18 protein-coding genes and 1 pseudogene are annotated in these 26282 nt (G+C 69.1%); 15 read left to right on the plus strand and 4 right to left on the minus strand.

The window, feature by feature from the left end:
- Positions 1-271, minus strand: a pseudogene (locus VHS75_RS22920) (alpha-L-glutamate ligase); the annotation flags it as partial.
- Positions 272-420: 149 nt separating this feature from the next.
- On the opposite strand from VHS75_RS22920, the gene VHS75_RS22925 reads away from it, so the two are divergent.
- A complete protein-coding gene (locus VHS75_RS22925) occupies positions 421-2019 on the plus strand; it encodes a GMC family oxidoreductase (protein WP_329640948.1) in 1599 nt (532 codons plus the stop codon).
- Here VHS75_RS22925 and VHS75_RS22930 read toward each other — a convergent pair.
- Positions 2016-3272, minus strand: a complete 1257-nt coding sequence (locus tag VHS75_RS22930) for a DUF1254 domain-containing protein (RefSeq protein WP_329640949.1) — start codon at positions 3270-3272, stop codon at positions 2016-2018. The genes VHS75_RS22925 and VHS75_RS22930 overlap by 4 nt on opposite strands.
- Positions 3273-3516: 244 nt before the next feature.
- A complete protein-coding gene (locus VHS75_RS22935) occupies positions 3517-4347 on the minus strand; it encodes an EthD family reductase (protein WP_329640950.1) in 831 nt (276 codons plus the stop codon).
- 307 nt (positions 4348-4654) lie between these two features.
- Between VHS75_RS22935 and VHS75_RS22940 the strand changes: the two genes are divergently transcribed.
- Both VHS75_RS22940 and VHS75_RS22945 read left to right on the plus strand, forming a co-directional pair.
- Positions 4655-7177 carry a TonB-dependent receptor gene (locus VHS75_RS22940; RefSeq protein ID WP_329640951.1) on the plus strand — a complete coding sequence of 841 codons (2523 nt, stop codon included), beginning with the start codon at positions 4655-4657 and terminating at the stop codon, positions 7175-7177.
- Positions 7178-7263: 86 nt separating this feature from the next.
- Positions 7264-8808 carry a tetratricopeptide repeat-containing sulfotransferase family protein gene (locus VHS75_RS22945; RefSeq protein WP_329640952.1) on the plus strand — a complete coding sequence of 515 codons (1545 nt, stop codon included), beginning with the start codon at positions 7264-7266 and terminating at the stop codon, positions 8806-8808.
- 78 nt (positions 8809-8886) lie between these two features.
- Here the strand turns inward: VHS75_RS22945 and VHS75_RS22950 are convergent, their stop codons facing one another.
- Complete coding sequence (locus VHS75_RS22950) at positions 8887-11583, minus strand: TonB-dependent receptor (RefSeq protein WP_329640953.1); 2697 nt, start codon at positions 11581-11583, stop codon at positions 8887-8889.
- A gap of 261 nt (positions 11584-11844) precedes the next feature.
- On the opposite strand from VHS75_RS22950, the gene VHS75_RS22955 reads away from it, so the two are divergent.
- The 12 genes from VHS75_RS22955 to VHS75_RS23010 form a co-directional block, all read left to right on the plus strand.
- Positions 11845-12603, plus strand: coding sequence for a GntR family transcriptional regulator (locus VHS75_RS22955; RefSeq protein ID WP_329640954.1), 759 nt, complete (start codon positions 11845-11847; stop codon positions 12601-12603).
- On the plus strand, positions 12604-13698 hold the full coding sequence (locus VHS75_RS22960) for an SIS domain-containing protein (RefSeq protein ID WP_414694399.1): 1095 nt from the start codon (positions 12604-12606) through the stop codon (positions 13696-13698). It begins immediately after the preceding gene.
- A complete protein-coding gene (nagA, locus tag VHS75_RS22965) occupies positions 13698-14882 on the plus strand; it encodes an N-acetylglucosamine-6-phosphate deacetylase (RefSeq protein ID WP_329640955.1) in 1185 nt (394 codons plus the stop codon). The genes VHS75_RS22960 and nagA overlap by 1 nt, the downstream gene beginning before the upstream one ends.
- A complete protein-coding gene (locus tag VHS75_RS22970) occupies positions 14875-17238 on the plus strand; it encodes a family 20 glycosylhydrolase (protein WP_329640956.1) in 2364 nt (787 codons plus the stop codon). Before nagA ends, VHS75_RS22970 begins: the two co-directional genes overlap by 8 nt.
- A gap of 4 nt (positions 17239-17242) precedes the next feature.
- Entirely contained in the window at positions 17243-19750 is a 2508-nt protein-coding gene (ptsP, locus tag VHS75_RS22975; RefSeq protein ID WP_329640957.1) for a phosphoenolpyruvate--protein phosphotransferase, read from the plus strand.
- Positions 19751-19752: 2 nt separating this feature from the next.
- Positions 19753-21450 carry an N-acetylglucosamine-specific PTS transporter subunit IIBC gene (nagE, locus tag VHS75_RS22980; RefSeq protein ID WP_329640958.1) on the plus strand — a complete coding sequence of 566 codons (1698 nt, stop codon included), beginning with the start codon at positions 19753-19755 and terminating at the stop codon, positions 21448-21450.
- A 316-nt stretch (positions 21451-21766) separates the two neighbouring features.
- The gene (locus tag VHS75_RS22985) at positions 21767-22537 is read left to right on the plus strand and encodes a LuxR family transcriptional regulator (protein WP_329640959.1); all 771 of its coding nucleotides are present in this window, start codon (positions 21767-21769) and stop codon (positions 22535-22537) included.
- Between the two features lie 53 nt (positions 22538-22590).
- A complete protein-coding gene (locus tag VHS75_RS22990) occupies positions 22591-23202 on the plus strand; it encodes an acyl-homoserine-lactone synthase (protein WP_329640960.1) in 612 nt (203 codons plus the stop codon).
- The gene (locus VHS75_RS22995; protein ID WP_329640961.1) at positions 23192-24109 is read left to right on the plus strand and encodes a phytanoyl-CoA dioxygenase family protein; all 918 of its coding nucleotides are present in this window, start codon (positions 23192-23194) and stop codon (positions 24107-24109) included. The genes VHS75_RS22990 and VHS75_RS22995 overlap by 11 nt, the downstream gene beginning before the upstream one ends.
- Complete coding sequence (locus tag VHS75_RS23000) at positions 24109-24378, plus strand: hypothetical protein (RefSeq protein WP_329640962.1); 270 nt, start codon at positions 24109-24111, stop codon at positions 24376-24378. Before VHS75_RS22995 ends, VHS75_RS23000 begins: the two co-directional genes overlap by 1 nt.
- Before the next feature lie 160 nt (positions 24379-24538).
- On the plus strand, positions 24539-24937 hold the full coding sequence (locus tag VHS75_RS23005; RefSeq protein WP_329640963.1) for a response regulator: 399 nt from the start codon (positions 24539-24541) through the stop codon (positions 24935-24937).
- Positions 24938-25082: 145 nt separating this feature from the next.
- Positions 25083-26282, plus strand: a 1200-nt coding sequence (locus VHS75_RS23010; RefSeq protein ID WP_329640964.1) for a HAMP domain-containing protein, incomplete at its 3' end; no start/stop codon positions are given.

Below are 26282 nucleotides of genomic sequence, written 5' to 3' on the forward strand. Positions count from 1 at the left end.
AGACGCCCGGCCCATTGATCACCCGCGCGCCCAGCGATTGCCAGTGGTCCAGCGCGGCCATGGAGTAGTAGAGCGCATGCTCCTCCTGGCGCAGGAAGGACGACATGGCCAAACGGTTGAGGATCACCGGCGCGGGCAGGGACGTGTCGGCCGGATCAAAGGTGTGGTCCTGGATCGAGATCGAGGTCCAGTCCAGGCCCCGGCGGTCCAGGGTGGCGAACAGGGCTTCAAACCACTGCGGGTGCTCATAGAAGACGGCGAGGTCGGCCAAGGCGAGGGAACTCCCGGAACGCTCCAGCGCGGTCCTGACGCCGCGTCAGGCGTCCAGATAGTTCACTGCGCGGCGTTTGGCATCCCTGCTTTGCACCGAACGAAGGCCGCCGTGTAAGAAGGTGCAGGTCGCTGAGAGACGGAGGGCCGGTGGCCGAGACGTTCGACTACATCGTTGTCGGCGCGGGCTCGGCTGGATGTGTGCTGGCCAATCGGCTGTCGGCCGATCCGCGGCGGCGCGTGCTGCTGCTGGAGGCGGGCGGGCGCGACAACTGGATCTGGTTCCACATCCCGGTCGGCTACCTCTTCACCATCGGCAATCCGCGCTCCGACTGGATGTACCAGACCGATCCAATCCCGGGCCTGGGCGGGCGGACGCTGAACTATGCGCGCGGCAAGGTGATCGGCGGGTCCTCGGCGATCAACGCGATGATCTACATGCGCGGCCAGGCGGCGGACTACGACGGCTGGCGCCAGCTGGGCCTCACCGGCTGGGGCTGGGACGACATGCTGCCGCTGTTCCTGGCGCAGGAGGATCACATCGCGCCGGGGCCGTTGCATGGGTCCGGCGGCGAGTGGCGGGTGGAGCATCCGCGCATGCGCTGGGATGTGCTCGACGCCTTCGCCGACGCGGCGGCCCTGGCGAGCATTCCCCGCGTCGACGACTTCAACACCGGCGACAACGCAGGGACCGGCTATTTCCAGGTGAACCAGCGGGCCGGCGTGCGCTGGAGCGCTGCGAAGGGGTTCCTGAAGCCGGTGCTCAAGCGACCCAACCTGAAGCTGGAGACCCAGGCGCAGGTAAGCCGCGTCCTGATCGAGGACGGCCGCGCGGTGGGCGTGACCTGGACCCGCGACGGCCAGGTCTTCGAGGCGCGGGCCAACGCCGAGGTGATCGTGGCCGCCGGCGCGGTGGCTACGCCGCAGCTCCTCGAACTCTCCGGCATCGGCGACGGGGCGCGGCTGTCCGGGCTCGGCGTAGAGATCGTGAAGCACCTGCCGGGCGTCGGCGAGAACCTGCAGGACCATCTGCAGCTGCGGCCCTATTTCGGCGTCAGCGGCGTGGCGACCATGAACGCGCTCTACGCCTCGTGGTGGCGCCGGCCGCTGATGGCGCTGGAGTACGCCGCCTTCCGGCGCGGGCCGATGTCGATGGCGCCGTCGCAGCTCGGCGCCTTCGCCCGATCGTCGGCCGAGCAGGCGACGCCCAACCTGCAGTTTCACGTACAGCCATTGTCGCTGGAGAAGTTCGGCGCGGCGCTGCATCCCTTCCCGGCAATCACGGTTAGCGTCTGCAACCTGCGCCCGACCAGCCGCGGGTCGATCCACGCCGCCTCGCCCGATCCCGTCGTGGCGCCGCATATCCAGCCCAACTATCTGTCGACGCCGGAAGACGAGCGGGTGGCGGTCGAGGCGCTTCGGCTTACCCGCCGGATCATGGCCCAGGCCCCGATGCAGCGGTTCTCGCCGCAGGAGAAACGGCCGGGCGAGGGCGCGCAGTCCGATGCCGAGTTGCTGCAGGCCGCGCGCGACCTCGGCACGACCATCTTCCATCCCGTGGGCACGGCGAAGATGGGCCTGGCCTCGGACCCGATGGCGGTGGTGGACGATCAGCTGCGGGTCTTCGGCGTGGCCGGCCTGCGCATCGCCGACGCTTCGGTGATGCCGCGGATCACCTCGGGCAACACCAACTCGCCGACCATGGCCATCGCCGAGAAGGCCGCGCGGATGATCGCTGCGGCCGGCTAAGCCGGGGTGAGCGACGGCACCCGATAGGCGCCGGTGATCAGCTCCGGCCGTGGCAGATAGGCGCGCAGGCTCAGCACCATTGGCTGGCCGCTGCTGGGCGAGGGCAGCCAATTGGCGCGGCGCTTCGGCCCGGGATCGGTGGGTGAGATCCAGATGTCGAGCGACCCGTCGGCGTTGTGCGTGAGGCCGGGCGTGCGGTCGCCGATGGCGTAGCGGTCGATGGGATTATCGACCAGGAAGCCCTGACCGGCCGGGGTCACCTCGTAGGCGGTCAGCGACCAGAAGGCGTCCACCGGCGGCGTCTGCCCGGCCGGGAAGCGCAGGCGCCAGGCGCGGCGGCTGTCCAGATGGTCGTGGCCGTCGACGGTGACCGCCCGAAGATAGGCCGCTTCCTCAAGGGTCATGGCGGCGAGGCCGCTCAACGCCACCTGGGCGCGGTAGGTGTAGTCCTGGCCGAAGGCGCCGAGGTCCTGGCGCGGGAAGCTCCAGTCGCCGCGGCGCTCGCCGGACTCGGCGGTGGCCTTGGCGGTCTCCAGCCCCTCGGCGAGGCCCGCGGCGATCTCCTGCGCCTGGGCCGGCGAAAAGCGGCTTGGGTCGAAGCCGCCGGCCGGGCTGACGCCGAGGGCCGCGACGTCATGGAAGAGGCGGGTGTCGGTGATCGGCGGCGGGCTCTCCAGCAGCAACGCCTGGATCGAGCCCAGCACCTTCGACCACTCGGCGTCGCGGGCGGCCGTCTGTGTGGGCGCGCGGCCAGCCGGGCCGGAGACGGTCAGGCCGTCCTGCACAGCGTGCGCCGCGGCGAGATCGTCGGGACCGTCGACCAGGGTGCGGCCAAGGGCCCAGACCCAGTCGGTGGGCGATCGCAAGGCGCCGCCGGCCGGCATCGCCGCACGGGGTCCGATGAGCGTCACCTCGCCGCCGTCGCCCCCGGTGGTCCGCGTCCCCAGGATCGCGAAATTGTTAGTGTAGGCGTCCATCAGGGCCAGCGAGAAGTAGCGCGGCCCCGTCCTCGGCAGAGTGATCTTCACCGGGCCTTGGGCGAGGTCGAGCCAGGCGCTGGAATAGAGGGTGTCGTTGTTTGGCTGGGTGACGGCGCGCGCCTTCGGCGTCGCCAAGACGCGGCTGTGTCGAACGGTGTTAGCGGTCTGGCCGCCGGCCGAAGCGCGTTGCCGCACCTGGGCCATTTCGATGAGCGGCAGGCCGTAGAGCAGCAGCCGTTGCGCCGCCTGGCGCAGCGACGGCGGCGCGGCCATCGCGTGAGCTCCAGTGAGCAGCAGGCCGGACCCAGCCAAGAAGAACCTCCGATCCACTTCGCCTCCAAGTTGCGGTGCGCGTCGGCCGCGACCCTAGCGTCGATGCGGTTTAGTCGACAATAAACACGATAATGTTGGACAATTATTGCAATCTGTCGCCGGGAAGGCTCAGCCTGAGCATGGTATTTCGTGGCGCCTCGGCCTCGGCGCTGCGGGCCACCCGAAGCGTGTCGCCAGTTGGGACCTAAGGGATCGAGCGCTTGTCGTTGACGAAGTCGACGTCGGGATTCTCGCCCACGAACATCGAGATCGTCTCGAAGAACGGGAAGGCGCCGCCGCTGGGCGGCGGGGTGAACTTGGGCGCCGGCAGGAAGGCCTTCTTCCAGGAGGCGTAGTCGTCGAACCACAGCTCGGCCACGCGCGGATAGGGCGCTGTTTCCGTCACCGCTTTATAGAGCCCGTAGCGCTTCAGGCCGGGGACCTTGGCCATCTCCTCGGCGTGGACGTTTCGGTACCAGGCGTCGCCGGCCTCCTCGGTCATGCCCTTGGGATATTTGAAGAAGATGATCCACCGGAAATAGGGGATCTCCTTGGGCGGCGTGTCCAGGGAGACGAACAGCTCGTTGGGGTTGACCGGGATCGTCGCGGTCACCGCCTTGAACAGCTTCTGATCCTGCCAGCCGCCGGGCGGCGGCGTGAATGACTCCAGCCCGCCGTAGATGTTGTGCGGCCGGGTCTCGCGGAAGTCCGCCAGGCTGTCGAATTGGATCTCCGTCATGCGGCCATACTGGATCGGGTAGCGCGCGGTGGCCTCAGCCGGCGGCAGATAGGCGCGGAAGGAGATGTAGTTGCGCTGCCAGGCCTTGAAGGCGCGGCGCACCTGCTGGGAGTGGAAGGTCATGTACCAGCGGTCGAGGATCAGCTGGTCGTAGCCCGGCAGCAGCTCGACGAGGATGTAGTGCTTGACCGCGCCCACCGCCCAGGCGGGCGAGGCGATGGCGGCCGCGCCGCCGGCCAGGGCCAGCGCCAGGGCGCTGCGGCGGGACAGCGCGGATGCGGGGCCGGCCTTGGGCATGATGGTCTCCTCCCCTTATTTTCGCGGGAGGGTGGCATAATTGTTTGCCAATACAAGATCGATTGCGAGGTCCGTGGACCAAACGGCGCACGATCGACCCATCTCGTCGCCTTGGGTGGTCGGATTTGGCCAAAAAACCTTGACCACCGAACGCTTGTGCACGAATGTCTCAGGATTGTTTAACAAAACGGCGGACGATTGGGACCCCTGGCCGCGAGGCCGTTCTTGTCCCGCGTGACGCCGCCTAAAATCAGAGCCGCGGGCCCCCGGGCCGAATGCGGCCTCGACGTAGACGGGGAAACGGAACATGCGGCATCTTCTCTTTGGAGCCGTCGGCGCAGCGTTCGTGGTCCTGGCGGCGGTCCCTGCAGGGGCCCAGACCTCGCCCGCCACCAAGGCGTCGGCCTCGGCAGCCGCGGTCAACGACGTCAGCGAACTCGTCGTCACCGCCCGGCGGCGCGACGAAAAGCTCCGTGACATTCCCGCCTCCGTCGCGGTGGTCACCGGCGACGCGCTCGCCGCGGCCGGCCCGATCACCAGCTCCGGGGATATCCTCTCCACCGTGCCTAGCGCGCGGTTCAACAACCTGCAGGACCCGTTGCTCAGCGAGGTCTCGCTCCGCGGCTCCGGCACCGAGCGGGCGACGGGCGCGGAGTCGGCGGTCGGCATCTATTCGAACGGGGTCTACATCGGCGCGGTCGGCCTCGGCGGGCGCAACTTCACCAACATCGATTCCTTCGACCTGGAGCGGGCGGAAGTCCTAGAGGGGCCGCAGGGCGCGCTCTACGGGCGCGACGCCGAGTACGGGGTGGTCAACCTGGTCTCGGCGCGGCCGTCGTTCTCCAACACCGGCTACGTCAGCGACACCTACGCCACCGAGCAGCAACGCAATACCGCCACCGCGATCGTCAACTACCAGATCAACGATGATTTCGCGACGCGCCTGTCGGTGCAGAGCATTCAGCAGACCAAGGGCTTCGTGCTCAATCCGGACAGCGGCAACTACTATGACGTCGATCGGGGATGGCTGGCGCGGGCGCAGATCCGCTATCGGCACGAAAACCTCGATGTCGATCTGCTGGCGGAATATCAGAAACTGCAGATCCCGAATTTCTGGTCGTCCTGGAACATCCCGCAGACCGTGCCCGGCGTCGCCTCCGTGCCGCAGATCCCCAACGGCTTCCAGCAACAGCGCTACGTCATCCCGCAATCGGGCGAGCTGTTCAGCGCCGAGAACGTCAAGGGCCTGATGGCCTTCGTGAACTACGACTTCGGCTGGGCGGCGCTGAGCTCGACCTCGAGCTACCGCCAGCAGGACACGACCCTGGAATTCAACACCCAGAACATCGACCTGGCCCAGGAGCAGATCTTCCAGGGCTCGCCGATCCTGCCGCCGAACGCGCCGCCCAAGACGGGTCAGAACGGCGAGATCGGCCTCTATCCGTTCGGCCAGGACGTGACGACCGCGGCGATCAAGACCGCCTACGAAGACCTGCACCTTTCGGGCAAGTTCATGGACGACCACGTCAACTGGCTGGCCGGCGTCGAATACCTTGAACAGCGCGACGACCCGGACGTGGTCAATGTTGCGGCCAATCCCTGCACGCCCTTCACGGTGGGCACGGGCATCTGCGGCGGCACGCCGACCCAGCCGCTCTGCTTCCTCAGCGCCTCGACGCCCAATCCGTGCCCGGCGCCATTCGGGACCGGCAAGCCGCAGGCGGCGCCGATCATCTGGGGCTCGAACAGCACCATCACCCAGAAGTACACCTCCTGGGCGCCCTATGTGTCGCTGGCCTACAAGCTGGGCCCGGCGACGCTGACCGGAGACGTCCGCTTCTCGAGCGACAAGAAGACAGCCTCGCAGACCTCCTTCATCCTCTACACCACGACGACCAAGGCCTTCGCGACGGGCGGGGCGATCACCAACCCTTCGACCTTCAGCTACAACAAGGATCTGACCACCTACGCCCTGACGTTCAGCTACAAGCTGCCCGGCGACACCAACAGCATCGTCTACGCCAAGGGCGGCACCGGCTATCGCGCGGGCAGCTTCAACTTCGGCCAGTCGCCGCCGACGCAGCCCGGCAATCCGGGACTGTTCATCAACGGCGCCGCGGTTCCGCTGGGCTTCAACCCGGTGCTGCCGGCCTACGGCCCGGAGACCTCGACCAGCTACGAGATCGGCTACAAGGGAAACATCCTGCCGCTCGTCTACTTCACCCTGACCGGCTACCTGCAGCACACCGACAACGCCCTGACCTCGGTCGGCGACGGGTGCACGGCGCAGAACACCTGCGTCCAGGCGGCCTCGCCCTATACGATCAACGGCGGCGCAACCCACGGGGCGGGTGTTGAGACCGAGCTGGAAAGCAAGCTTCACGTGCTGGACGGCGTGCTCAGCCTCGACGCCACCGCGTCGAACTCCACCGTCAAGTTCGTCAGCGTCGCGGCGCGGTCCGGCTCGCCGGTGTTGGACTCTCAGGTGGCCCAGAACCCGCACTGGCTGGCGTCGCTGACCGCCAACTACACCCACCCGCTGGGCGAAGACCTGACAGGCTTCATCAACATGCTCTACCACGGCCAGTGGGGCGGCATTCAAGACACGGTCATCGCCGGCACCTTCCCGGCCATCCCGCTCGACAACTTCCAGACGGTGAACCTGCGGACCGGCGTCGACTACAAGAACTTCGAGTTCGCGCTGTCGGTGACCAACCTGACCGACGAGATCTACCGGCAGGCCAACTTCCGGCTGGCGGGCACCGTGCCCCTGCAACAGCGGTGGAGCCTGCCGCGGGCGTTCACCCTCGAAGCCAAGTATAAGTGGTAGGCCTCGCCCAGTCTGACCTCCCGTCAGGCCGCCGTCTCGCCTGCGAGCCAGGCTGACGCGCTCGCCCATGAGCGCTAAGGTCGCGTGTGACCGAAGACCGATCCGCAGACGCGGCGATCCGCCAGCGCCAGCCGGAGGCCCCGGCGGGGACATCCCGCGGCGACGGGTTCGGGGCGGCGCTTGCACAGGCCGAACACGACGTACGCCGGGCGCCCCGCGACGCGGCGGCATGGTCGAGGCTGGCGGAGGCCCTGCTCGCCGTTCGGCGCGCCGCGGACGCGCTGGCGGCGTGGGATCGCGCCCTGGCGCTCGCGCCCGAGACGCCGGGCCGGCTTTGCGGGAAGGGCCGGGCGTTCCAGAGCCTGGGCCGGCCGGACGCGGCGGAGGCGGCCTATCGCAGGGCCTTGGCGCTTGAGCCTGAACGGTTCGACGCCGCCTTCAACCTTTCGGTGCTGGCCGCGGACGCCGGGCGCTGGGCCGAGGCGGAGCGCCGGGTGGCGCCGCTCCACGTGCGGTATCCCGACACCCCGGCGCTGCTGTGGCTGGCCGCGCGGGTGGCCCTGGGCCGCGGCGACATGGCGGTGGCGCATGATCGGCTCGCCGCCCTGTCGCGCGATCCGCGCCTCGGCGCAGAGCAGCGTGCGGATACTCTCCTGATGCTGGCCGAGGCCCTCGACGGCCTCGGTCGACGCGCGGAGGCGTTCGAGGCGGTCGTCGCGGGCAAGGCGATCCAACGGCGCCTCTTCGCCGACCGCGCGGCGGCGCGGGAGACCGCGGTCGGACGGTTCGAGCGGATCGCGGCCTGGTTCCGGACGACGGATCCTGCGCCATGGCGAACCGCGCCGAAGACGTCGGCGGCTCCGGGTCGGCCGGCCGTGCACGCGTTCCTCGTCGGCTTCCCGCGGTCCGGCACGACCTTGCTCGAGCAGGCCCTGGCCGGCCACCCGAGCGTCAAGTCGCTGGAGGAGGCGCCGACGCTGGCTGCGGCCCATGCCGAGTTCATGAGTTCACCGGAAGGCCTGGCGCGGCTCGCGCGCCTTTCCGCCGCGGAGGCGGAGCTCTGGCGGGCCCGCTACTGGGCGGAGGTCGCCGCGCACGGCGTCGACAATCCGGGCCAGCTGTTCCTGGACAAAGCCCCGGCGGGCACGGTCGACCTGCCGCTCATGGCCAAGCTGTTTCCCGAGGCCCGGATCCTGTTCGCCGTCCGCGATCCGCGCGACGTGGCGTTGAGTTGCCTGCGCAACAACTTCCAGCTGAACGCGATGACCTTTGCGTTCACGGACCTGCAGGAGACGGCGGCCTGCTATGACGCCTCCATGGCGCTGGCGGAGATCTATCGGGGCGTCTTGCCGTCGACCTGGCTGGACGTGCGCCACGAGAGCCTCATTGCGGACTTCGAGCCGGGGCTTGCAGCGATCTGCGCATTCCTGGGCCTGGAGCCCGATGCCGCCATGCTGGATGTGGGCGCGACCTCGCGCGCCCGGTCCGTCCGCACGCCCAGCGCGCGCCAGGTCCGCGCGGGCCTCAATCAGGGCGGCGTCGGCCGCTGGCGGTCCTATGAGCGGGAGCTCGGCCCGGTCCTGCCGGTCCTGGCGCCCTGGGTCGATAGGTTCGGCTACAGGCCGGGTTGAAGACAAGGAAGAGGCGGAGCGGCAAGCCGCTCCGCCTCAGTCTTGGCCGTCCCTAGGGGAGGGGTAGGGCCAGTGATTTCAGTAGCGGAACCGCAGGCCGAAGAAGATCTGCGAGCCGTTGTCGTAGACGGCGCGCGGCTGGGTCTTGTTCAGCGCGTAGTATTTCAGCTTGCTGTTGGTGATGTTGAGCCCGTCCAGGGTGAGTTCGAGGCTCTGGTTGATCCGGTAGCTGAGCGATCCGTCCAGGGAGCCGTAGTTGTCCTGGTTCTCGGCGGCGCTGCGATCCAGGCCGACGAAGTAGTGCGAGCGGTAGGTATAGGCCAGTCGCGCGCTCACGCCGGCGTTCTCGTAGTAGCCGACGAAGTTGCCGGTGAACTTCGACGTGCCCACCAGCGGATTGCCCTGCGCGTCGCTGGACTCAACGTAGGTGGCGTTGGCCTGGAAGCCGAAGTGGTAGGGCAGCGGCTGCTGCACCTGCACCTCGACGCCCTTGACCTCTCCGGTCGTGTTGATCGGCGAGGAGACCTGGTAGGTTTCGAAGGCCTTGTAGAACTGGCTGAAGTAGGTCGCCGGCGCGACCCCGAAGCTCACGTAGGACGACAGGTCCTGGTAGAAGACGCTGACCGCGGCGATGGACGTGGGCGCATAATACCACTCCAGGGCGGCGTCGTAGACCGCGGCCTTGATCGGCTTCAGGTTGGGATTGCCGCCGTTGCCGGTCAGCGTGGTGTCGGTCAGCGACACCGTTCCGCCCAGCGCGCTGAAGTCGGGCCGCGACATGGTCTCGGCGGCCGACACCCGCAGGAAGAGATTGTCCTGAACGTCATAGGTCAGGTTCAGGCTCGGCAGGAAATCCACGTAGTTGTGGTTCACATTGGCGACATAGTAGGGGCCATAGGCGGAGCTGGTGATGTCGCCCGCGTGCGTGCCGGCCGGATCGGAGACGTTGACAGAGGCGTCCTCCTTGGTCTGGACGACCCGCAGGCCGATGTTGCCGCGCCAGCCGTCGCCGCCGACCTTGGCCATCACATAGCCGGCCAAATCCTTTTCGCCGACCTTGAAGGCGCCTGGCCAATAGTAGTTCTGCGGCTGCACGATCGAGGAGATCGGGCCGTGCACCCCGTCCTTGATGCCGTTGAGGAGCGCAACGATGGTGTCCGGATTGCCGGCGATCGGCAGGAGCAGACCCGGGACCCCGAGCGCTCCGGCGTTGAAGCCGCTGGGGTAGGGCGTCGGATTGGTCGCCGCGAACGGCATCGTCGGCGAGGTCCAGCACTGGCCGTCGGCGCCCAGGGTGCAGCCGCGGTCCCAGCCGTCCACCTTGCGGGTGTGGTCGGCGTAGCGCACGCCGAACAGGACGTCCTTGAACGGCCCGTGGTTGACCGCCCAGTCGCCATCGACCTTGCCGTAGATCTCCTTGTCGACGGAGGTGAAGGTTTCGTTCCACGCCCAGTCGTCGGCGAGCCCCGCCGGGCTCGAGGGATTGATGTTGGCCGGGTTCACCGCCCAGCCGTTGCCCGACGGCGCGTAGGAGATCGCCGTCGCGCCGTCGGCCTCGAAGGCCGGTTCCGTCGGCGTGTTGCCGACCCCGTGGGTGTAGCCGATCTGACCCTTGAAGGTCAGGTTGTCCGTGGCGCGGAAATCGCCGTCGAGGTTGTAGTAGTAGCTTTCCCCGGTGGCGTTGGGGCGGATGATGTTGTCGACCACCAGCCCGTTCACCTTTGCGCCGGTCGGGCTGATCAGCGGGAAGTTCGCCGACACCAGGGTCTGGTTGACGACCTTGAAGCTGGTGGGCGAGTTCACGTTGAGCTCGTTGGAGCCCCAGAACATGTAGTTGTCGTTGTGATTGGTGGCGTCGAGCTTCGAGTAGAAGCCGTCGAGCCGGATTTCCAACCGGTCGTTTGGCCGCCACTGTAGGGTGATGTCGCCGCCCTTACGCTTGCGCTCCTGCTGGAAGAGGGTCGAGCCGATCAGGGTCGGCGCCCAGACGCCGAGCAGTTCGGGGTGACTGATCCCGGTCTGCATCCCGCTGGTGATCTGGGTGTAGCCGAGGGTCTCCTGGCCGTACCGCTGGACGCTGCGATCCTCGTAGAACCCTTGCCCCAGGATGCCGAAGGTGCCGGCCGCGTTCTGCCATGACAGCAGCCCGCTGACCTGCGGCTTCGTCGACTTGGACAGGGTGTTGTATGCGCCCTGCACGGAACCCTCGAAGGTCAGGGGCTGATGCAGGTCGAGCGGCCGGCGGGTGATGATGTCCACGGCGCCCGCCACGCCGCCTTCCAGCAGCGCCGCGTCCTGGGTCTTGTAGACCTGGGTCGTCGCAACGATCTCGGACGGCAGCAGGGTGAAGCTCACGCTGCGGCCCACCGTCGAGAACTGATCCAGGATGAACCAGTCGCCGGTCGAGATGGAGTGTCCGTTGACCGTCACCTGGGTCAGGCTGGGGGAGGTGCCGCGAATCGACACCCGGTCGTTCTCGTCGAAGCCGCCCTCGCCGCTAGCGGCCGAGGTGGTGTTCACGCCGGGGATCCGCTGCAGAGCGTCCGCGACGTTCTTATCGGGAAGCTTGCCGATATCGTCAGAGGAGATCACGTCCACCTGGTCGTCGTTGGCGCGCTTAAGCTCGATAGCCTTCTGCAGCGACTCGCGGATGCCGGTGACGACGACCTCGCCGACGACGGCGGGCGAGTCGGCTGCGAATGCCGGGCCCCCGGCTGCGCAGACCAAGGCGACCGCGCTGACTGAACCGACTAGGATACGCCTGCGTACATTCATGGCTCTTCTCCCCCTTATGCCTTCGTTAGAATCCGTTGCGGTCACAAGTCCATTGCAAGACCAATATGTCGGGCGGTGGTCAGAAATCACCGGTGTCCGCCGCTACGGTCACGAAGCTGTCACTAGTTTAAGAAGAAGTGCAAGCCCAAATGCAATCCGATTGAGGACCAATTCAGTTATTGATATGCAAATGGTATTGTTGTGTGGCACAGATGAGCAGCGCTCTCCCAGCGGGCGCGGCGACCAGCGAGAGGGCAGGTCTTGACGTCGTTCTCCGAACTCGTCGGCGGTCTGAGTGAGCAAAACCGCGCGCCGCTGTATCAGCAGCTGCAGCGCGCCCTGCGCGACGCCATCGAGGACAACCGGCTGGCCGCCGACGAGGCCCTGCCGCCGGAGCGCGAGCTGGCGGAGGAGTTCGGCATCTCCCGGATCACGGTGCGCAAGGCCCTGGACGCGCTGGTCAGCGAGGGCATGCTGACCCGCCGTCAAGGCGCTGGCACCTTCGTCACCGCGCGCAGCGAGACACGCGTCGAGAAGAGCTTCTCTAAGCTGTCGTCCTTCTCGGAGGACATGATCTCGCGCGGCCGCCGGCCCGAGAGCGTCTGGCTAAGCCGCTCGGCCGGCACGGTGACGCCGGAGGAGGCCCTGACGCTGGGGTTGAGCCCGGGGAGCGTGGTCTATCGTTTCAACCGCATCCGCTACGCCGACGGCGAGCCGATGGCGCTGGAGTATTCCACCGTGCCGGGCTTCTGTCTGGCGAGCGAGATGTCGGTGGGCGAGTCGCTCTACGAAGCGCTTGACCAGCATTCGGCGCGTCCGGCCCGGGCCCTGCAGCGGTTGCGGGCGATTCTGTTCACCGGCGAACGCGCCAAGCTGATGGGGATCGAGGACGGCGCCCCGGGGCTGCTGATCGAGCGGCGCGGCTTCCTCAAGGACGGGCGGCCGGTGGAGATCACGAAATCCTACTATCGTGGTGACGCCTACGACTTCGTGGCCGAGCTGAACACCTCGGCCGCCTGAATGGCTCCGGAAGGGACAACCTTGGACCCGACGCGGCCGTCCGGCCCTGCAGACACGACCGGCGTCACGGCGACCGCGACGCGGATGTTCCGCGAAGCCGCCGAGGCGCCCGAGATGGTCCGCGCGCAGCTGCTACGGAACGCGCCGATGGTCGAGGCGCTGGCGCGGCGGTTGCGCGCGGCGCCGCCCCGCGCGGTGGTCACCCTAGGCCGCGGCAGCTCCGATCACGCGGCGACCTACGCCCGCTATCTGATCGAGACGAAGCTCGGCGTGGTCACCTCGTCGGCGGCGCCCTCGGTGAGCTCGGTCTACGACGCCTCGCCGGGCATGGAGGGCATGCTCTGTCTGGCAGTCTCGCAATCCGGCCGCAGCCCCGACCTGCTGGCCGCGGCCCAGGCCGCGGCCGCCGCTGGCGCACTGGTGGTGGCCCTGGTGAACGACGAGGCCTCGCCGCTGGCCGACCTGGCCGACCTGACCATTCCGCTCGGGGCCGGTCCCGAGCTGAGCGTCGCGGCGACCAAGTCCTATATCGCCGCCCTCGCGGCGGCGGCCCAGCTCGTGGCCTTCTGGCTCGATGATCCGGCGCTTCGGGCCGCCCTGGAGCGCCTGCCCGACTTGCTGGCCACGGCCTGGACGCGCCCATGGGCCGCGGCGCCGTCGCGGTTGACCGATGTGCGAGGTCTCTACGTCCTCGGCCGCGGCGTCGGATTTGGCGTCGCCCAGGAGGCGGCGCTCAAGCTGAAGGAGACCTGCGGGCTTCATGCCGAGGCGTTCAGCACCGCGGAGGTCCGGCACGGGCCCATGGCCCTGGTCGGCCCGGGTTTCCCGATCCTGGCCTTCGTGCAGGACGACGAGACGCGTCCCGGCGTGGAGGCCGCCATCGCGGCCTGCGTGGACAAAGGGGCTGACGTCATGAAGGTCGGCGGCGGCGATCAGCCCGGCGTCCTTCGGTTTCCTGCGCCGACCGCCCACCCGGTCCTTGAGCCGATCGTCTTCGTGCAGGGTTTCTATCGGATGGCCTGCGAGCTGGCTGTCGCGCGGGGGTTTGACCCGGACCGGCCGCCGCACCTGTCAAAAGTCACCGAGACGACCTGATGGACGTCGCGCTGATCAACGGCCTGGTGATGACGGACGACGGGCTCAAGCCGGGCCTGGCGGTCCGCCTGAGCGGCGATCGGATCGTCGCCGTGGGCCCGGCCGCCGAGGTCGCGGTCAACGCGCAGCCGCGCGACCTCGCGGGCGGCCTCTTGCTGCCGGGCTTCATCGACATCCAGGTCAACGGCGGCGGCGGCGCGCTGTTCAACGACGCACCCACCGCCCAGACCATCGCCGCCATCGGCCAGGCGCATCGGCGGTTCGGGACCACCGGCTTCCTGCCGACCTTGATCAGCGACGAACTGACAGCCGTCGAGGCCGCCATCGCCGGAACCCGGGCCGCGATCGCGGGCGGCGTCCCCGGGGTCCTGGGCGTGCATATCGAGGGCCCGTTCCTCAACCCCAAGCGAAAGGGCATCCACGAGCTCAGCAAGCTGCGGCGGATCGACGAGGCGGCCTTTGAGCTTCTGACCTCGCTGGAGACCGGCCGCACGCTGGTGACCCTGGCGCCGGAGACCACCAATCCGGAGATGATCGGCCGGCTGGTCGCGGCCGACGTCGTGGTCTCAGCCGGCCACACCAACGCCAGCTACGCCACTGTACGCGCGGCGCTCGACCGCGGGCTCTCCGGCTTCACCCATCTGTTCAACGCCATGGCCCCGCTATCGAGCCGCGAACCGGGCGTGGTCGGCGCGGCGCTCGATGACGCCGCGAGCTGGTGCAGCATCATCGTCGATGGGCGCCACGTCGATCCGGTGGTGCTGCGCATCGCGCTCCGCTGCAAGTCGCACGACCGCTTCATCCTGGTCACCGACGCCATGCCCTCGGTCGGCTCCGACAGCATTTCGTTTGTCCTGCAAGGCAAGACGATCGCCGTGAGGGATGGCGTCTGCGTCGATGAGCACGGGACGCTGGCCGGCTCCGACCTCGACATGGCCAGCGCGGTGCGCAATGCCGGGGCCCTGCTCGGGCTTAGCCTGGCCGAAGCCTCCCGGATGGCCAGCCGCAATCCGGCTGAGTTCCTCGGCCTCGGCGACGTCATGGGGCGGATCGCGCCGGGCTATCGCGGCGACCTCGTGCTGCTCAACCAGGACCTGCACGTGCTCGACACCTGGATCGGCGGGGTGGACGCTGCGATGGCGGGCCTGGGCGATGGGTTGCCGGACCGCGCGGCGCATGGCTAGCGCCGCGCGCTCAGCCCTCGCCGCGGTCCTGACGCTGCTGCTGGCCGCGGCGCCTGCGATGGCGCAGACCTCGGCGTCCACACCGCTGGCCAAGGTGATACCGGCGCCGCTCTCGGTCCTTCCTGCGGCGGAACAGACCCCCGTTACCGTCACCGACGGCGAGACGATCTTCGCGCCCGCCGGCGATCCGGCCGCCCAGGCGGTGGCGCGCCACCTGAGCGACCTTGCGTTGAGGACCCGCGGCCTGACCCTCAGGCTGGCCACGGGGCCGGGGCCGGCCAAGGGCGTCCCGGCGATCATCCTGGCGCGGCGCGGCGGGCTGGGCGAGGAGGCCTACGCCCTCGACGTCCAGCAAGGCCAGGCCCGGATTGCGGCGACCGGCGACGCAGGCCTGTTCTACGGCGCGGTCACGCTCTGGCAGCTACTGACGCCCGACGGCGGTCGCGGGGCGGTCACGCTGCCCGCGGTGCATATCGACGACCGCCCGCAATTCGCGTGGCGCGGCCTGATGCTCGACTCGGCGCGGCACTTCCAGCCCCCGGCCGAGGTCGAACGGCTGATCGACTGGATGTCGCTGCACAAGCTGAACGTGCTGCACTGGCACCTAGTCGACGACCAGGGCTGGCGTCTGCAGATCCGCAAATATCCGCAGCTGACGGCGGTGGGCGCCTGGCGCACGCCGCGACCCGGGTCGCCGGATGCGAGGCCGCCGGTCAAGGGCCGTGCGGCTCGCTATGGCGGCTTTTACACCCAGGACCAGGTGCGCTCGATCGTCGCCTACGCCGCGGCGCGGCACGTGGCCATCGTGCCGGAGATCGAGATGCCGGGGCACGCGGTGTCCGCCCTGCTGGCCTATCCGAAGCTGGGCGCCGGCGCGCCGCCGCCGAGGGTCGCGCAGAGCGAATGGGGCGGATTCCCTTACGTCTACAATGTCGACGACGAGGCGTTCGGGTTTCTTGAGGACGTCCTGACCGAAGTCATGGCTCTGTTCCCCGGCCGCTACATCCATGTCGGCGGCGACGAGGCGGCCAAGGAGCGCTGGAACGGCACGCCGCAGGCGCAGGCGCGCCTGCGCGCCTTGGGACAGTCGGACGCGGCGGCGCTGCAGGCGGACTTCACGCGGCGGATCGCCACCTTCCTCGATGCGCACGGCCGCCGTCTGGTCGGCTGGGACGAGGTGCTACAAGGCGGCGAACTGCCCGCTGACGCCGTTGTCATGTCCTGGCACGGGATCGATGGCGCGCTGGCCGCGGCGGCGAAGGGCCATGACGCCATCCTGGCGCCAGCGCCGGTGCTCTACTTCGACAATCGCCAGAGCGACGATCCGAACGAGCCGCCCGGCCGGGGCCTGCCGGTCACGCTGCGCGACGTCTACGCCTTCAACCCGCTGCCGGCGACGTTGACGCCGGAGGCGGCGAGCCATCTGCTGGGGTTGCAGGGCAATCTGTGGACTGAGCACATCCGCACCTCCGGGCAGTTGCAGGCGATGGCCTTTCCCAGGGTGGCGGCGGTGGCGGAGGTGGCCTGGTCGGCCCCGGCGCGGCGCGATTGGGGCGACTTCGTCCGCCGGCTGCCGGCGCAGTTCGCCCGCTACGCCGCGCTGGGCATCGACGCGGACACCGCCGCGGTCGCGGTGCGGGTCGACGCGGCTCCGGCGCACGGCGCGGACGAGGCGACGGTCGGTCTCACCTCGCAGCTCGGCCTGGGCGAGGTGCGCTACACGACCGACGGATCGGAGCCGGGGCCGGCCTCCGCCGTCTACGGCGAGGCTTTCCAGGTCAAGCTGCCGGCGCGGGTGCGCGCGGCCGCCTATCTCGACTCCGTCAGGCTCGGACCGATCGCCGACCGGCGCCTGGATCCGACCTCCATCCGTCGGCGCGCCAGCCAACAGCTGAAGCTGTGCAACGAGCGGCTGATGCTCAATCTCGAGGGCGCCGCGAGCGCCGACGGGCGCGGGCGGACCTATCTGGTCAATCCGCAGGACGCCTGCTGGATCTATGCCGGCGCGGACCTCAGCGGCGTTGAACGGCTGACCGTCGCGCTCGGCCGGCTGCCGTTCAATTTCGGCCTCGACGCCGGGCACAACAGCGTGGTCGTCCATCCGCCGCGCCAACCCACAGGCGAGCTGGAAGTCCGGCAGGACAACTGCCTTTCCGATCCGATCGCCGTCGCCGCCCTGCCGCCGGGATCGGCGGGCGGTCGCTCCGAACTGAGCCTGGCGCTGCCGCCGCGCTCCGGCCGCCACGATCTGTGCTTCACCTTCACCTCGACGGGGTTCGATCCGCTGCTGGCCATCGACTGGGTCCAACTCGCGCCGCCGGGTTCTCCGGCGCCCTCGTCCGCGGCGAGGCCCTAGGCGCATGACCTCCGACCTCGTCCTCCTCTCGCCGCTCGACGGATGGGCCTGCAGCCTGGCTGAGGTCCCCGACGCGGTATTCGCCGAAGCCATGCTCGGCGACGGGGCGGCGATCGATCCGACCAGCGGCGTGCTGCGCGCGCCCTGTGATGCGGTGGTCTTCAATTTGCATGCGGCGCGCCACGCGCTCAGCCTGAGGACCGCCGAGGGGGTGGAGATCCTGCTGCACGTCGGGCTGGAAACCGTCGCGCTCGGCGGCGAGGGCTTCGAGGCCCAGGTCGCCGCGGGCCAGTCGGTCCGGGCCGGCGATCCGCTGCTCAGGTTCGATCTCGACCGGCTGGCGCGACGCGCCGCCAGCCTGATCTCGCCGATGGTGATCACCGAGGCGGCCGGGTTCACCTTCACCGAGCGGCGTCTCGACCAGGTGGTTTCCGCAGGACAGCCCTGGCTTCGGCTGAGCGCCGGGACGAAGGCAGCCGCCTCGGTCGCGCGATCGGCGGGGCCGTCGTCGACGCGCGCTGTGGTGGTGCCCTTGGCGCACGGGCTGCACGCCCGTCCCGCCGCCCGCATCGCCCAGTGCGCCACGGCCTACGGCGCCGACGTCACCGTCGCCTGGGCGGGACGCGAGGCCAGCGCCCGCAGCCCGGTCGGCCTGATGGCGCTGGGCCTGCAGCAGGGCGACACCGCGATGCTGTCCGCCGCGGGCCCAGACGCGGGCGCCGCATTGTCCGCCATCGCCGCCCTGATCGAGAGCGGCATGGGCGAGGCGCACGCGCCGGCTCCGGTTCCGGCGCCGAGGCAGCAGGCGAAGACGCCTCGGTCCGATGGACGGCTCCAGGGCGTGATGGCGGCGCCGGGGCTGGCGATCGGGATCGCCGCGCGGCTGAGCCAGCCCGAACTGGCGGTCGCCGAGCAGGGGCAGGGCGTCGCCCATGAGCGCGCCGCGCTCACGACCGCGCTGGCCGAGGTGGCCGCCCAGATCGCGCAGGCCGCGGCGCGCGATCCGGACCCGACCCGGCGCGCTATCCTGAACGCCCATGCGGCCTTCCTTGGGGACCCGACGCTCTCGCAGGCGGCCGAGCGCCTGATCGGGGAGGGCAAGAGCGCCGGCTATGCCTGGCGCTCGGCGGTCGGCGGCTTCATCGACGCCTTGAAGAGCCTTGCCGACCGGCGGATGGCCGAACGCGTGGATGACCTGCTCGATCTGGAGCGCCGGGTTCTGTCGGTCCTGGCGGGGGACGCCAGCCTTGACGCGGAGTTGCCGGCGGGCGCGATCCTGCTGGCTGACGAGCTACTGCCTTCGCAACTGATGGCGATCCCGGCGGGACGCCTTGCGGGGCTCTGCACGGGCGGCGGCGGGCCGACGTCGCATGTGGCGATCCTGGCCGCGGCTATGGGCATTCCGGCGGTCGTCGCTGTGGGCCCCGGGCTGGGCGCCATTCCGGAAGGGGCGACCCTGATCCTCGACGCGGACGCCGCCACGCTGGAGGCGTCGCCGGGCGCCGCGGCGCTCGGGGCCGCGCAGGGCCGCCTGGCCGCCCGCGCCGCCAGGCGCGAGGCCGCCCGCAACGCCGCGCGCGATCCGGCGAAGCTGGCCGACGGGACGCCACTGCCCGTCCTCGCCAACCTCGGCTCGTTGGCCGAGGCGCAGGCCGCGGTGGCCGGCGGCGCGGAAGGTTGCGGCCTGCTGCGCACCGAGTTCCTGTTCCTGGACCGCGAGACGGCGCCAGACGAGGACGAACAGGCGGAGCGCTATCAAGCCATCGCCGACGCCTTGGGGGATCGCCCGCTGGTGGTTCGCCTGCTGGATATCGGCGGGGACAAACCCGTCGCCTATCTGCCAAGCCCGGACGAGGAAAATCCCGCGCTCGGCGTCCGCGGCGTCCGCCTGCTGCTGCGGCGCCCGCAACTGCTGCGCACCCAGCTTCGCGCCATCCTACGGGTCACGCCGCGCGACCGTTTCAGCATCATGGTCCCGATGATCTCCCGGCTCTCGGAGCTGCGTGCGGTGCGCGCGGCGCTCGACGAGGCGCGGCGCGACCTCGCGACCGAAGGCCGCGTCGATCTGGGCGTGATGATCGAAACGCCGGCGGCGGCGATGATCGCCGATCAGCTGTCCCGCGAGGCCGATTTCCTCTCCATCGGCACCAACGACCTGACCCAGTACGCCCTGGCCATGGACCGCGGCCAGCCAGACTTGGCCGCCGAGGTCGATGGGCTCGATCCGGCGGTGCTGCGCCTCATCCGGCAGGCTTGCCAGGGCGGCGCGAGCCAGGGCCTCGTGACCAGCGTCTGCGGCGGGCTGGCGGGCGATCCCGCCGCGATCCCGATCCTCATCGGCCTGGGCGTCAGCAAGCTCTCCATGGCCTCTGTTGCGATTCCCGAAGCCAAGGCCATGATCCGCACCCTGTCGGCGGAGGCCTGCCGCCGTCTTGCGGAGGCGGCTCTGGCCGAAACCTCCGCCGAGGCGGTGCGGGCGCTCAGCGACGTCTTCCTCAACGGAGGGGCCTGACCATGCGCTCGCCGCTCGAAGCCCTGCAGTCGCTCGGCCGGGCGCTCATGCTGCCGATCGCCGTGTTGCCGGTGGCGGGCCTTCTGCTCCGGCTCGGGCAGCCTGATCTGCTGAACATCCCCTTCGTCGCCGCGGCGGGCGATGCGATCTTCTCCAACCTCGGCCTCCTGTTCGCCGCCGGCGTCGCCGTGGGCCTGGCCCGCGACAACAACGGCGCGGCGGGCCTCGCCGGGGTGGTCTGCTTCCTGATCGCCACCCAGGGCGCCCAGACGCTCCTGCATGTGCCGGCCGACGCCCTGAAAAGCATGACGGGCGCGGCGGTGGACCTCGGCAAAACTGCGTTCAGAACCGGCGCGATCGCCAAGTTGGGGGTGCCTATCGGCATCACCTCGGGGATCGTGGGCGGGCTGTTCTACAACCGCTTCTCCAATGTGAAGCTGCCCGACTATCTCGCCTTCTTTGGCGGCCGACGCTTCGTGCCCATCGTCAGTGGCGTGGCGGGACTGGCGATCGCGGGCCTGGTCGGCGGCTCCTATGAAGCCCTGAGCGGCGGCCTGGACGCGCTGAGCCACGCCATCGTCGGGTCCGGGCGGCTGGGCCTCTTCATCTACGGCCTGGCCAACCGCGCGCTGATCGTCACCGGACTGCACCACATCCTCAACAACGTCGCCTGGTTCATGGTCGGCGATTTCCACGGCGCGACCGGTGACCTCAAGCGGTTCTTCGCCGGCGATCCTACGGCGGGATCGTTCATGGCCGGCTTCTTCCCAGTGATGATGTTCGGTCTGCCAGCGGCCTGTCTGGCCATGTATCAGGCGGCCCCCAAGGAGCGGCGCCGCGAGGTGGGCGGCATGCTGCTTTCGATGGCGTTGACCTCGTTCCTCACCGGCGTGACGGAGCCGATCGAGTTTACCTTCATGTTCCTGGCGCCACTGCTCTTCGCGCTGCACGCGGTGCTGACGGGCGTGGCCTTCGTGGTAATGAGCTACCTCGGCGTCAAACTCGGATTCGGGTTCTCTGCGGGCCTGTTCGACTATGTCCTGAACTTCGGAAAGGCGACACGGCCACTGCTGCTGGTCCCCGTGGGGCTCGTCTATTTCGGCGTCTACTACGGGACCTTCCGGTGGGCGATCGCGCGGTTCGACCTCAAGACGCCTGGTCGGGGGACGGACCTCGTTGCGCCGCCGCAGAGCCTCGCCGTCGGGGAACGCGGCGCGGCCTTCGCCACCGCCCTGGGCGGCGCCGGCAACCTGGTCAGCGTTGACGCCTGCACCACGCGGCTGCGGCTGGTGCTGGCCGATCCGGACGCCGTGGACGAGGCGGCCCTGCGCGCGCTGGGCGCGCGCGGCTTCGTGCGGCCGTCCCGCACCACACTGCAGGTCGTGCTCGGGCCGATCGCCGATCAGGTGGCCGGCGAAATCCGTAGCGCCGAGGCGGTTCCGGCGCCCCGCGCGGCGATCGACGCCGACGCCTGGCTGGCGGCGCTGGGCGGCCGGGTCAATGTCACCTCCGGCGGGGTCTGTTCGACACGGGTCTATCTGACGCTCTCCGACCCTGAGGCCGTCGACGACTCCAGGCTCCACGCCCTTGGCGCCCGCGCCTTGGCGAGGCCCGGCGGGGTCAGCCTGCACATCCTGGTCGGGTCGCTCGCCGAACCCCTGGGTCTGGCGCTGGGCCTTCCGCCCTTGACGGCGCCATAGCGGGCGGGACCTGCCGGCCGCTTCACGCGTCGAGACCTCTGCCGTGGCCGCTCAGGGAATTGCGCGCGCGTGACTTTCGCGCCGAGGGCGACCAAAATAGCTCTCGGGGGTCCTGAATGGCATTAGACGTGGTTTCCTCGTCGCCGCATCGGCTGGACGCCGCGAGTGGTCAACGCATCCATCAGCGGCGGCGGACGCTTGGCATGGCCCAGACGGCCCTGCCGAGCCAGGAACTGAGGCGCGCATTATTGCTCCACGCCCGGGCGCTAGGCAGCGCTCTGGATCCTGGCCGCGCGGAGGCCGAGGGGAAGTCCAGGTGACCGCGTTCGAGGATGTCGAACTGTTCGTGAAGGCCGCCAACCGCGCGAGCCGGATGGACGAACTGACCGGCCTCCTGTCCGACGCGGTGGAATCCTTCGGCTTCGACTACGTCGCCTTGGTGCATCATATCGATCTTTCGACCCCCGCGGTGGAAGGTCGGACGCAGTTCATCAACTACCCCGACGCCTGGCGAGCCCTGATCCGCGCGCGTGGCTATCTTGGCGACGACCCGGTGCTGGCGGCCTGCCAGACGTCGGCGGCGGCCTTTCTCTGGTCGGACCTGCCGGGGATCCTGCGCATGAACGCCCGGCAGATCGAAATCCTCAGCGCAGCCGCAGCCTGCGGTCTGGGCGACGGCTTCACGATCCCGATCCATGTGCCTGGCGAGGTGCTCGGCTCCTGTTCCTTCGGCATGCGCGCCGGCCGGTCGGTGCAGCGGAAGAGCCTGCCTGCAGCGCAATATATCGGATGCTTCGCCTTCGAAGCCGTACGACGCCTGCGCCTGGAGGGCGGCCCGCCGCGCGACCCGAGGCCGGTGCTCACAAGCCGCCAGTTCGACTGCGTCATCCTGGCCGGACAGGGCAAGAGCGATTGGCATATCGGCCAGATGCTGGGCATCTCGCCCGAGACCGTCCACCAACACATGGAATCGGCCAAGCGGCGCTATCAGGTCGCCTCGCGCACCCAGCTCGTCGTCCGGGCGCTGTTTGACAGCCAGATCACCTTCGCCGACCTGATCGGGAGAGGTCGCCCATCCCCTGATTAGGGGAATGGCCGCCCGCCGGCCGCCGCTGTCATCTGCCGCCAACGGAGGCGGACATGATCCAACTGATCGCGGCGGCGGACCGGCCCACATTCCAGAGCGAGCTGGCCGAGATGTACCGGCAGCGGAAGCGCGTCTTCGTGGACCGCCTGCGATGGGAGGTCCCGGTGGTCGACGGCGAATTCGAGATCGACCAATTCGACACCGAGGCCGCGGTTTACCTCGTGGCCCTGGGCCCGGACGGTGCGCAACTCGGCTCGGCGCGATTGTTGCCGTCGACCCGCCCACACCTGCTCTCCGAGGTGTTCCCGCATCTTTGCGAGCGCGGTGTGCCGAAAGGCGACGACGTCTGGGAGATCACCCGGATGTGCACCACGCCGGGCTTTCAACCGGCTCAACCGGTGCGGCGGCAGATCATGATCGCCATGGTGGAGTTCGCCTTACTGAACGGCATCCGCCGTTTCACCCTCGTCAGCCACATGGCCTACCTGTCGAACATCCTGGCGGTCGGCTGGGACTGCGAGCCGCTCGGCCTGCCCCAGCCGCACGGCGACCAGACGATTGGCGCCGTGGTTATCAACGTCACGCCCGACACCCTGATGCTCTTGCGCAAGCGCGCCGGGGTCACGGGGCCTGTGCTGCACTGGACCGTATCTCATGCCGCGTGATGGCGCCGCTGCGGTCCAGCCCCTCGCGCGCTCCGAACCGGCGCTCGCCCGCCGCGCGCTGGCGTCCTTGCGGCGCGAAGGTTACGCCATTCTGCGCGGGCTCATCGATACGGACCTGGTCGGGCGCCTGGCGCGCGACCTCGCCGAGCGCTTTGCCCGCACGCCCTTCTGCGACGGCGAATTCTATGGCGACCGCACCAAACGGTTCGGCGCAGTGTTGAAGAGATCCGCCGCCGCCGAGGCTTTCGTCCGCCATCCCGTCATCCTGGAGATCGCCGAAGCGGTGCTCGGCCCGTCCTGCGACCGCTTTCAGCTGAACCTGACCCAGGCTCTGCAGATCCATCCCGGCCAAGGCGCCCAGCCGCCGCATCGCGATCAGGACATGTGGGGCGGTCCGAAGGGTGAAATGGAATACCTTCTGAACGTCATGTGGCCGCTGGGGCCGTACCGCCGCCAGAACGGGGCGACCATGATCTATCCGCGCAGCCACAACGGCGGCGACGGCGGCGGGGTCCCGATTTCCGCGGAGATGGCGCCCGGCGACGTGCTGCTCTTCCTCGGCTCGACCCTGCATGGCGGCGGGCGCAATGACACCGCCGAGCCGCGCGTCGGGATGATCGTCAGCTACAGCCTGGGCTGGCTGAAGCCCTACGAGAACCAGTGGCTGGTCTATCCGCCGGAGATCGCCAGAACCTTCTCGCCGGAACTGGCGCGTCTGGTGGGGTATCAGCAGCATCGGCCGAATCTCGGCAACGTCGAAGGCCGCTGCCCCTCGGTCCTCCTGACCGATGCGGCGGCCGACTACCTGGGCGCGGTGGATGAACTGCTGCCGCGTCAGATCGAGGCGTTGCGCGCAAAGCGCGCCGCGATGGCGGAGGTCGGCCCGATCGAGGTCGGGGCCGCCTGATGTCGCGGGCCGATCCCCCGCGGCCGGGGGACCCGATCGATGACGCCGTCGGGCGCCTGGTCGAGGCGATCGCGATCCTCGATCTGATCGAGGCCGGGGATCTTCTGGCGGAGCTGCCGGCCGAGGCCGCAGCGCGTCGGAGCCACCAGCGCGCGGTCTCGCTCCTGGCCATTTTGAGACGCGAGTTGGCTGGCGTCCGCAACGACCTGGCCGCGGCCGGTCTGCTGCAGGACGTGCTGGCGTACCCGGTTGTATCGCCCCGGGGGTAGGCTTAGGTTCGCGGAGAACCCCCACAATTTCGCCCCATTATTGCCTCGCCTGGCGGTGAATTTTAAGACGCCGTCGCAACTCTTCGGCTTGTGGCGGGTTCCCGACGCAGGCGACCGGGGCAGCCGAGGTACGCCGCCCCGGCGGCGGGTGGAGTGTACCTTGATAACGAGCGTTCTCCTGGTCGAGGATGAGCCAGCCGTCCGCAATCTCATTGCCGATGCGTTGGAAGACGGTGGCCTCTCCGTCCGCTGCGCGAGCGACGATCGTGCGGCCTATGCGATCCTTGCGACCGAGGCGCGCAGCTTCTCGGTGCTGGTCGCCGATATAAATCTGGGCGAAGGCACCACGGGCTTCGATGTGGCCCGCCGAGCGCGCTTGCTCAACCCCGACTTGCAGGTGGTCTACATCAGCGGCCAGGCGACCCACCTTGATTGGTACGGGGTCGAGGGCGGCGAACTGGTCTTGAAGCCCTTCACGCCGCGCGAGGTGGTCGACAGGGTCAGAGGCCTCATACAGACCGCGGCGTCCGATCCGCCAATCCGCCGTTCCCCCCACTGATGGAACCGCCGCCCGCGTGTGGGCGTTTGCGTTGTACGTCGGGGTGTGCGCGATCTGAGACTGAGCTTGAGCGTCCCTAAAGGTGGGACCCCGCTCAGACCGCATCCCTCGGTTGATCGGTGTGTGATCTGGTCTGGGGAAATTCATGACGACTATCGACCTTGCCGCTCCCGTAGGCCGCAGCGGGCGGACGGCTGGCCGCGCCAAAGGCCGCGCTAGCGGCCATCTCGCCCATGACGCCGATACAATCGACACGGCTGAGCTGCTGTCGGCCTTGCGCGCCTTCAGGCGAGGCGATTTCTCGGTGCGTCTGCCGCGCGGTCACCGCGGGATCAACGGTGAGATCGCCGAAGCGTTCAACGACGTGGTCGAACTGAACGACCGGATGACCCGCGAGTTCGAGCGGCTGGGCGAGACCGTCGGGCGCCAGGGCAAGATCAATCACCGCGCGCGCCTGCCGGCCGCGCAAGGGTCCTGGGCCGCCAGCGTCGACGCGGTGAACACCCTGATCACCGACATGGTCCATCCCACGGCCGAAATGGCCCGCGTGATCGGCGCCGTGGCCAAGGGCGACCTTGGCCAGACCATGGACCTGGAGAACGAGGAGCGCCCGCTGCGTGGCGAGTTCCTGCGGATCGGCAAGGTGGTGAACACCATGGTGGGCCAGCTCGGCTCCTTCGCTTCGGAAGTGACCCGGGTGGCGCGCGAAGTCGGAACTGAGGGAAAGCTGGGCGGCCAGGCCCAGGTGAAGGGCGTCGCCGGCACCTGGAAGGACCTCACCGACAACGTGAACTTCATGGCCGCCAACCTGACCGGCCAGGTTCGCAACATCGCCGAGGTGACCACCGCCGTCGCCAACGGCGACCTCTCCCGCAAGATCACCGTGGATGTGAAGGGCGAGGTCTTGGAGCTGAAGAACACCATCAACACCATGGTGGACCAGCTGAACGCCTTCTCCTCGGAAGTGACCCGCGTGGCGCGCGAAGTGGGTACGGAAGGCAAGCTCGGCGGCCAGGCGACCGTGAAGGGCGTCGGGGGCACCTGGAAGGAGCTGACCGACAACGTGAACCTGATGGCCGGCAACCTGACGGGGCAGGTGCGGAATATCGCCGAGGTGACCACCGCGGTGGCCCGCGGCGATCTGTCGAAGAAGATCACCGTCGACGTGAAGGGCGAGATCCTCGAGCTGAAGAACACCATCAATATCATGGTGGACCAGCTGAACTCGTTCTCCTCGGAAGTGACGCGGGTGGCGCGCGAGGTCGGCACCGAAGGCAAGCTGGGCGGCCAGGCCCAGGTCAAGGGCGTCGGCGGGGCCTGGAAGGACCTGACCGACAACGTCAAC

Origin of the sequence: Phenylobacterium sp., from assembly GCF_036264965.1 — a bacterium.
Lineage (GTDB): Bacteria > Pseudomonadota > Alphaproteobacteria > Caulobacterales > Caulobacteraceae > Phenylobacterium.

What these genes read in the sequence shown, in the direction of transcription:
- VHS75_RS22930 (WP_329640949.1), bottom strand. Translation starts at nt 3,272, where the DNA reads ATGGCCGCGCCGCCGTCGCTGCGCCAGGCGGCGCAACGGCTGCTGCTC.
- VHS75_RS22935 (WP_329640950.1), bottom strand. Translation starts at nt 4,347, where the DNA reads ATGCCCAAGGCCGGCCCCGCATCCGCGCTGTCCCGCCGCAGCGCCCTG.
- VHS75_RS22940 (WP_329640951.1), top strand. Translation starts at nt 4,655, where the DNA reads ATGCGGCATCTTCTCTTTGGAGCCGTCGGCGCAGCGTTCGTGGTCCTG.
- VHS75_RS22950 (WP_329640953.1), bottom strand. Translation starts at nt 11,583, where the DNA reads ATGAATGTACGCAGGCGTATCCTAGTCGGTTCAGTCAGCGCGGTCGCC.
- VHS75_RS22960 (WP_414694399.1), top strand. Translation starts at nt 12,604, where the DNA reads ATGGCTCCGGAAGGGACAACCTTGGACCCGACGCGGCCGTCCGGCCCT.
- nagA (WP_329640955.1), top strand. Translation starts at nt 13,698, where the DNA reads ATGGACGTCGCGCTGATCAACGGCCTGGTGATGACGGACGACGGGCTC.
- VHS75_RS22970 (WP_329640956.1), top strand. Translation starts at nt 14,875, where the DNA reads ATGGCTAGCGCCGCGCGCTCAGCCCTCGCCGCGGTCCTGACGCTGCTG.
- ptsP (WP_329640957.1), top strand. Translation starts at nt 17,243, where the DNA reads ATGACCTCCGACCTCGTCCTCCTCTCGCCGCTCGACGGATGGGCCTGC.
- nagE (WP_329640958.1), top strand. Translation starts at nt 19,753, where the DNA reads ATGCGCTCGCCGCTCGAAGCCCTGCAGTCGCTCGGCCGGGCGCTCATG.
- VHS75_RS22990 (WP_329640960.1), top strand. Translation starts at nt 22,591, where the DNA reads ATGATCCAACTGATCGCGGCGGCGGACCGGCCCACATTCCAGAGCGAG.
- VHS75_RS22995 (WP_329640961.1), top strand. Translation starts at nt 23,192, where the DNA reads ATGCCGCGTGATGGCGCCGCTGCGGTCCAGCCCCTCGCGCGCTCCGAA.
- VHS75_RS23000 (WP_329640962.1), top strand. Translation starts at nt 24,109, where the DNA reads ATGTCGCGGGCCGATCCCCCGCGGCCGGGGGACCCGATCGATGACGCC.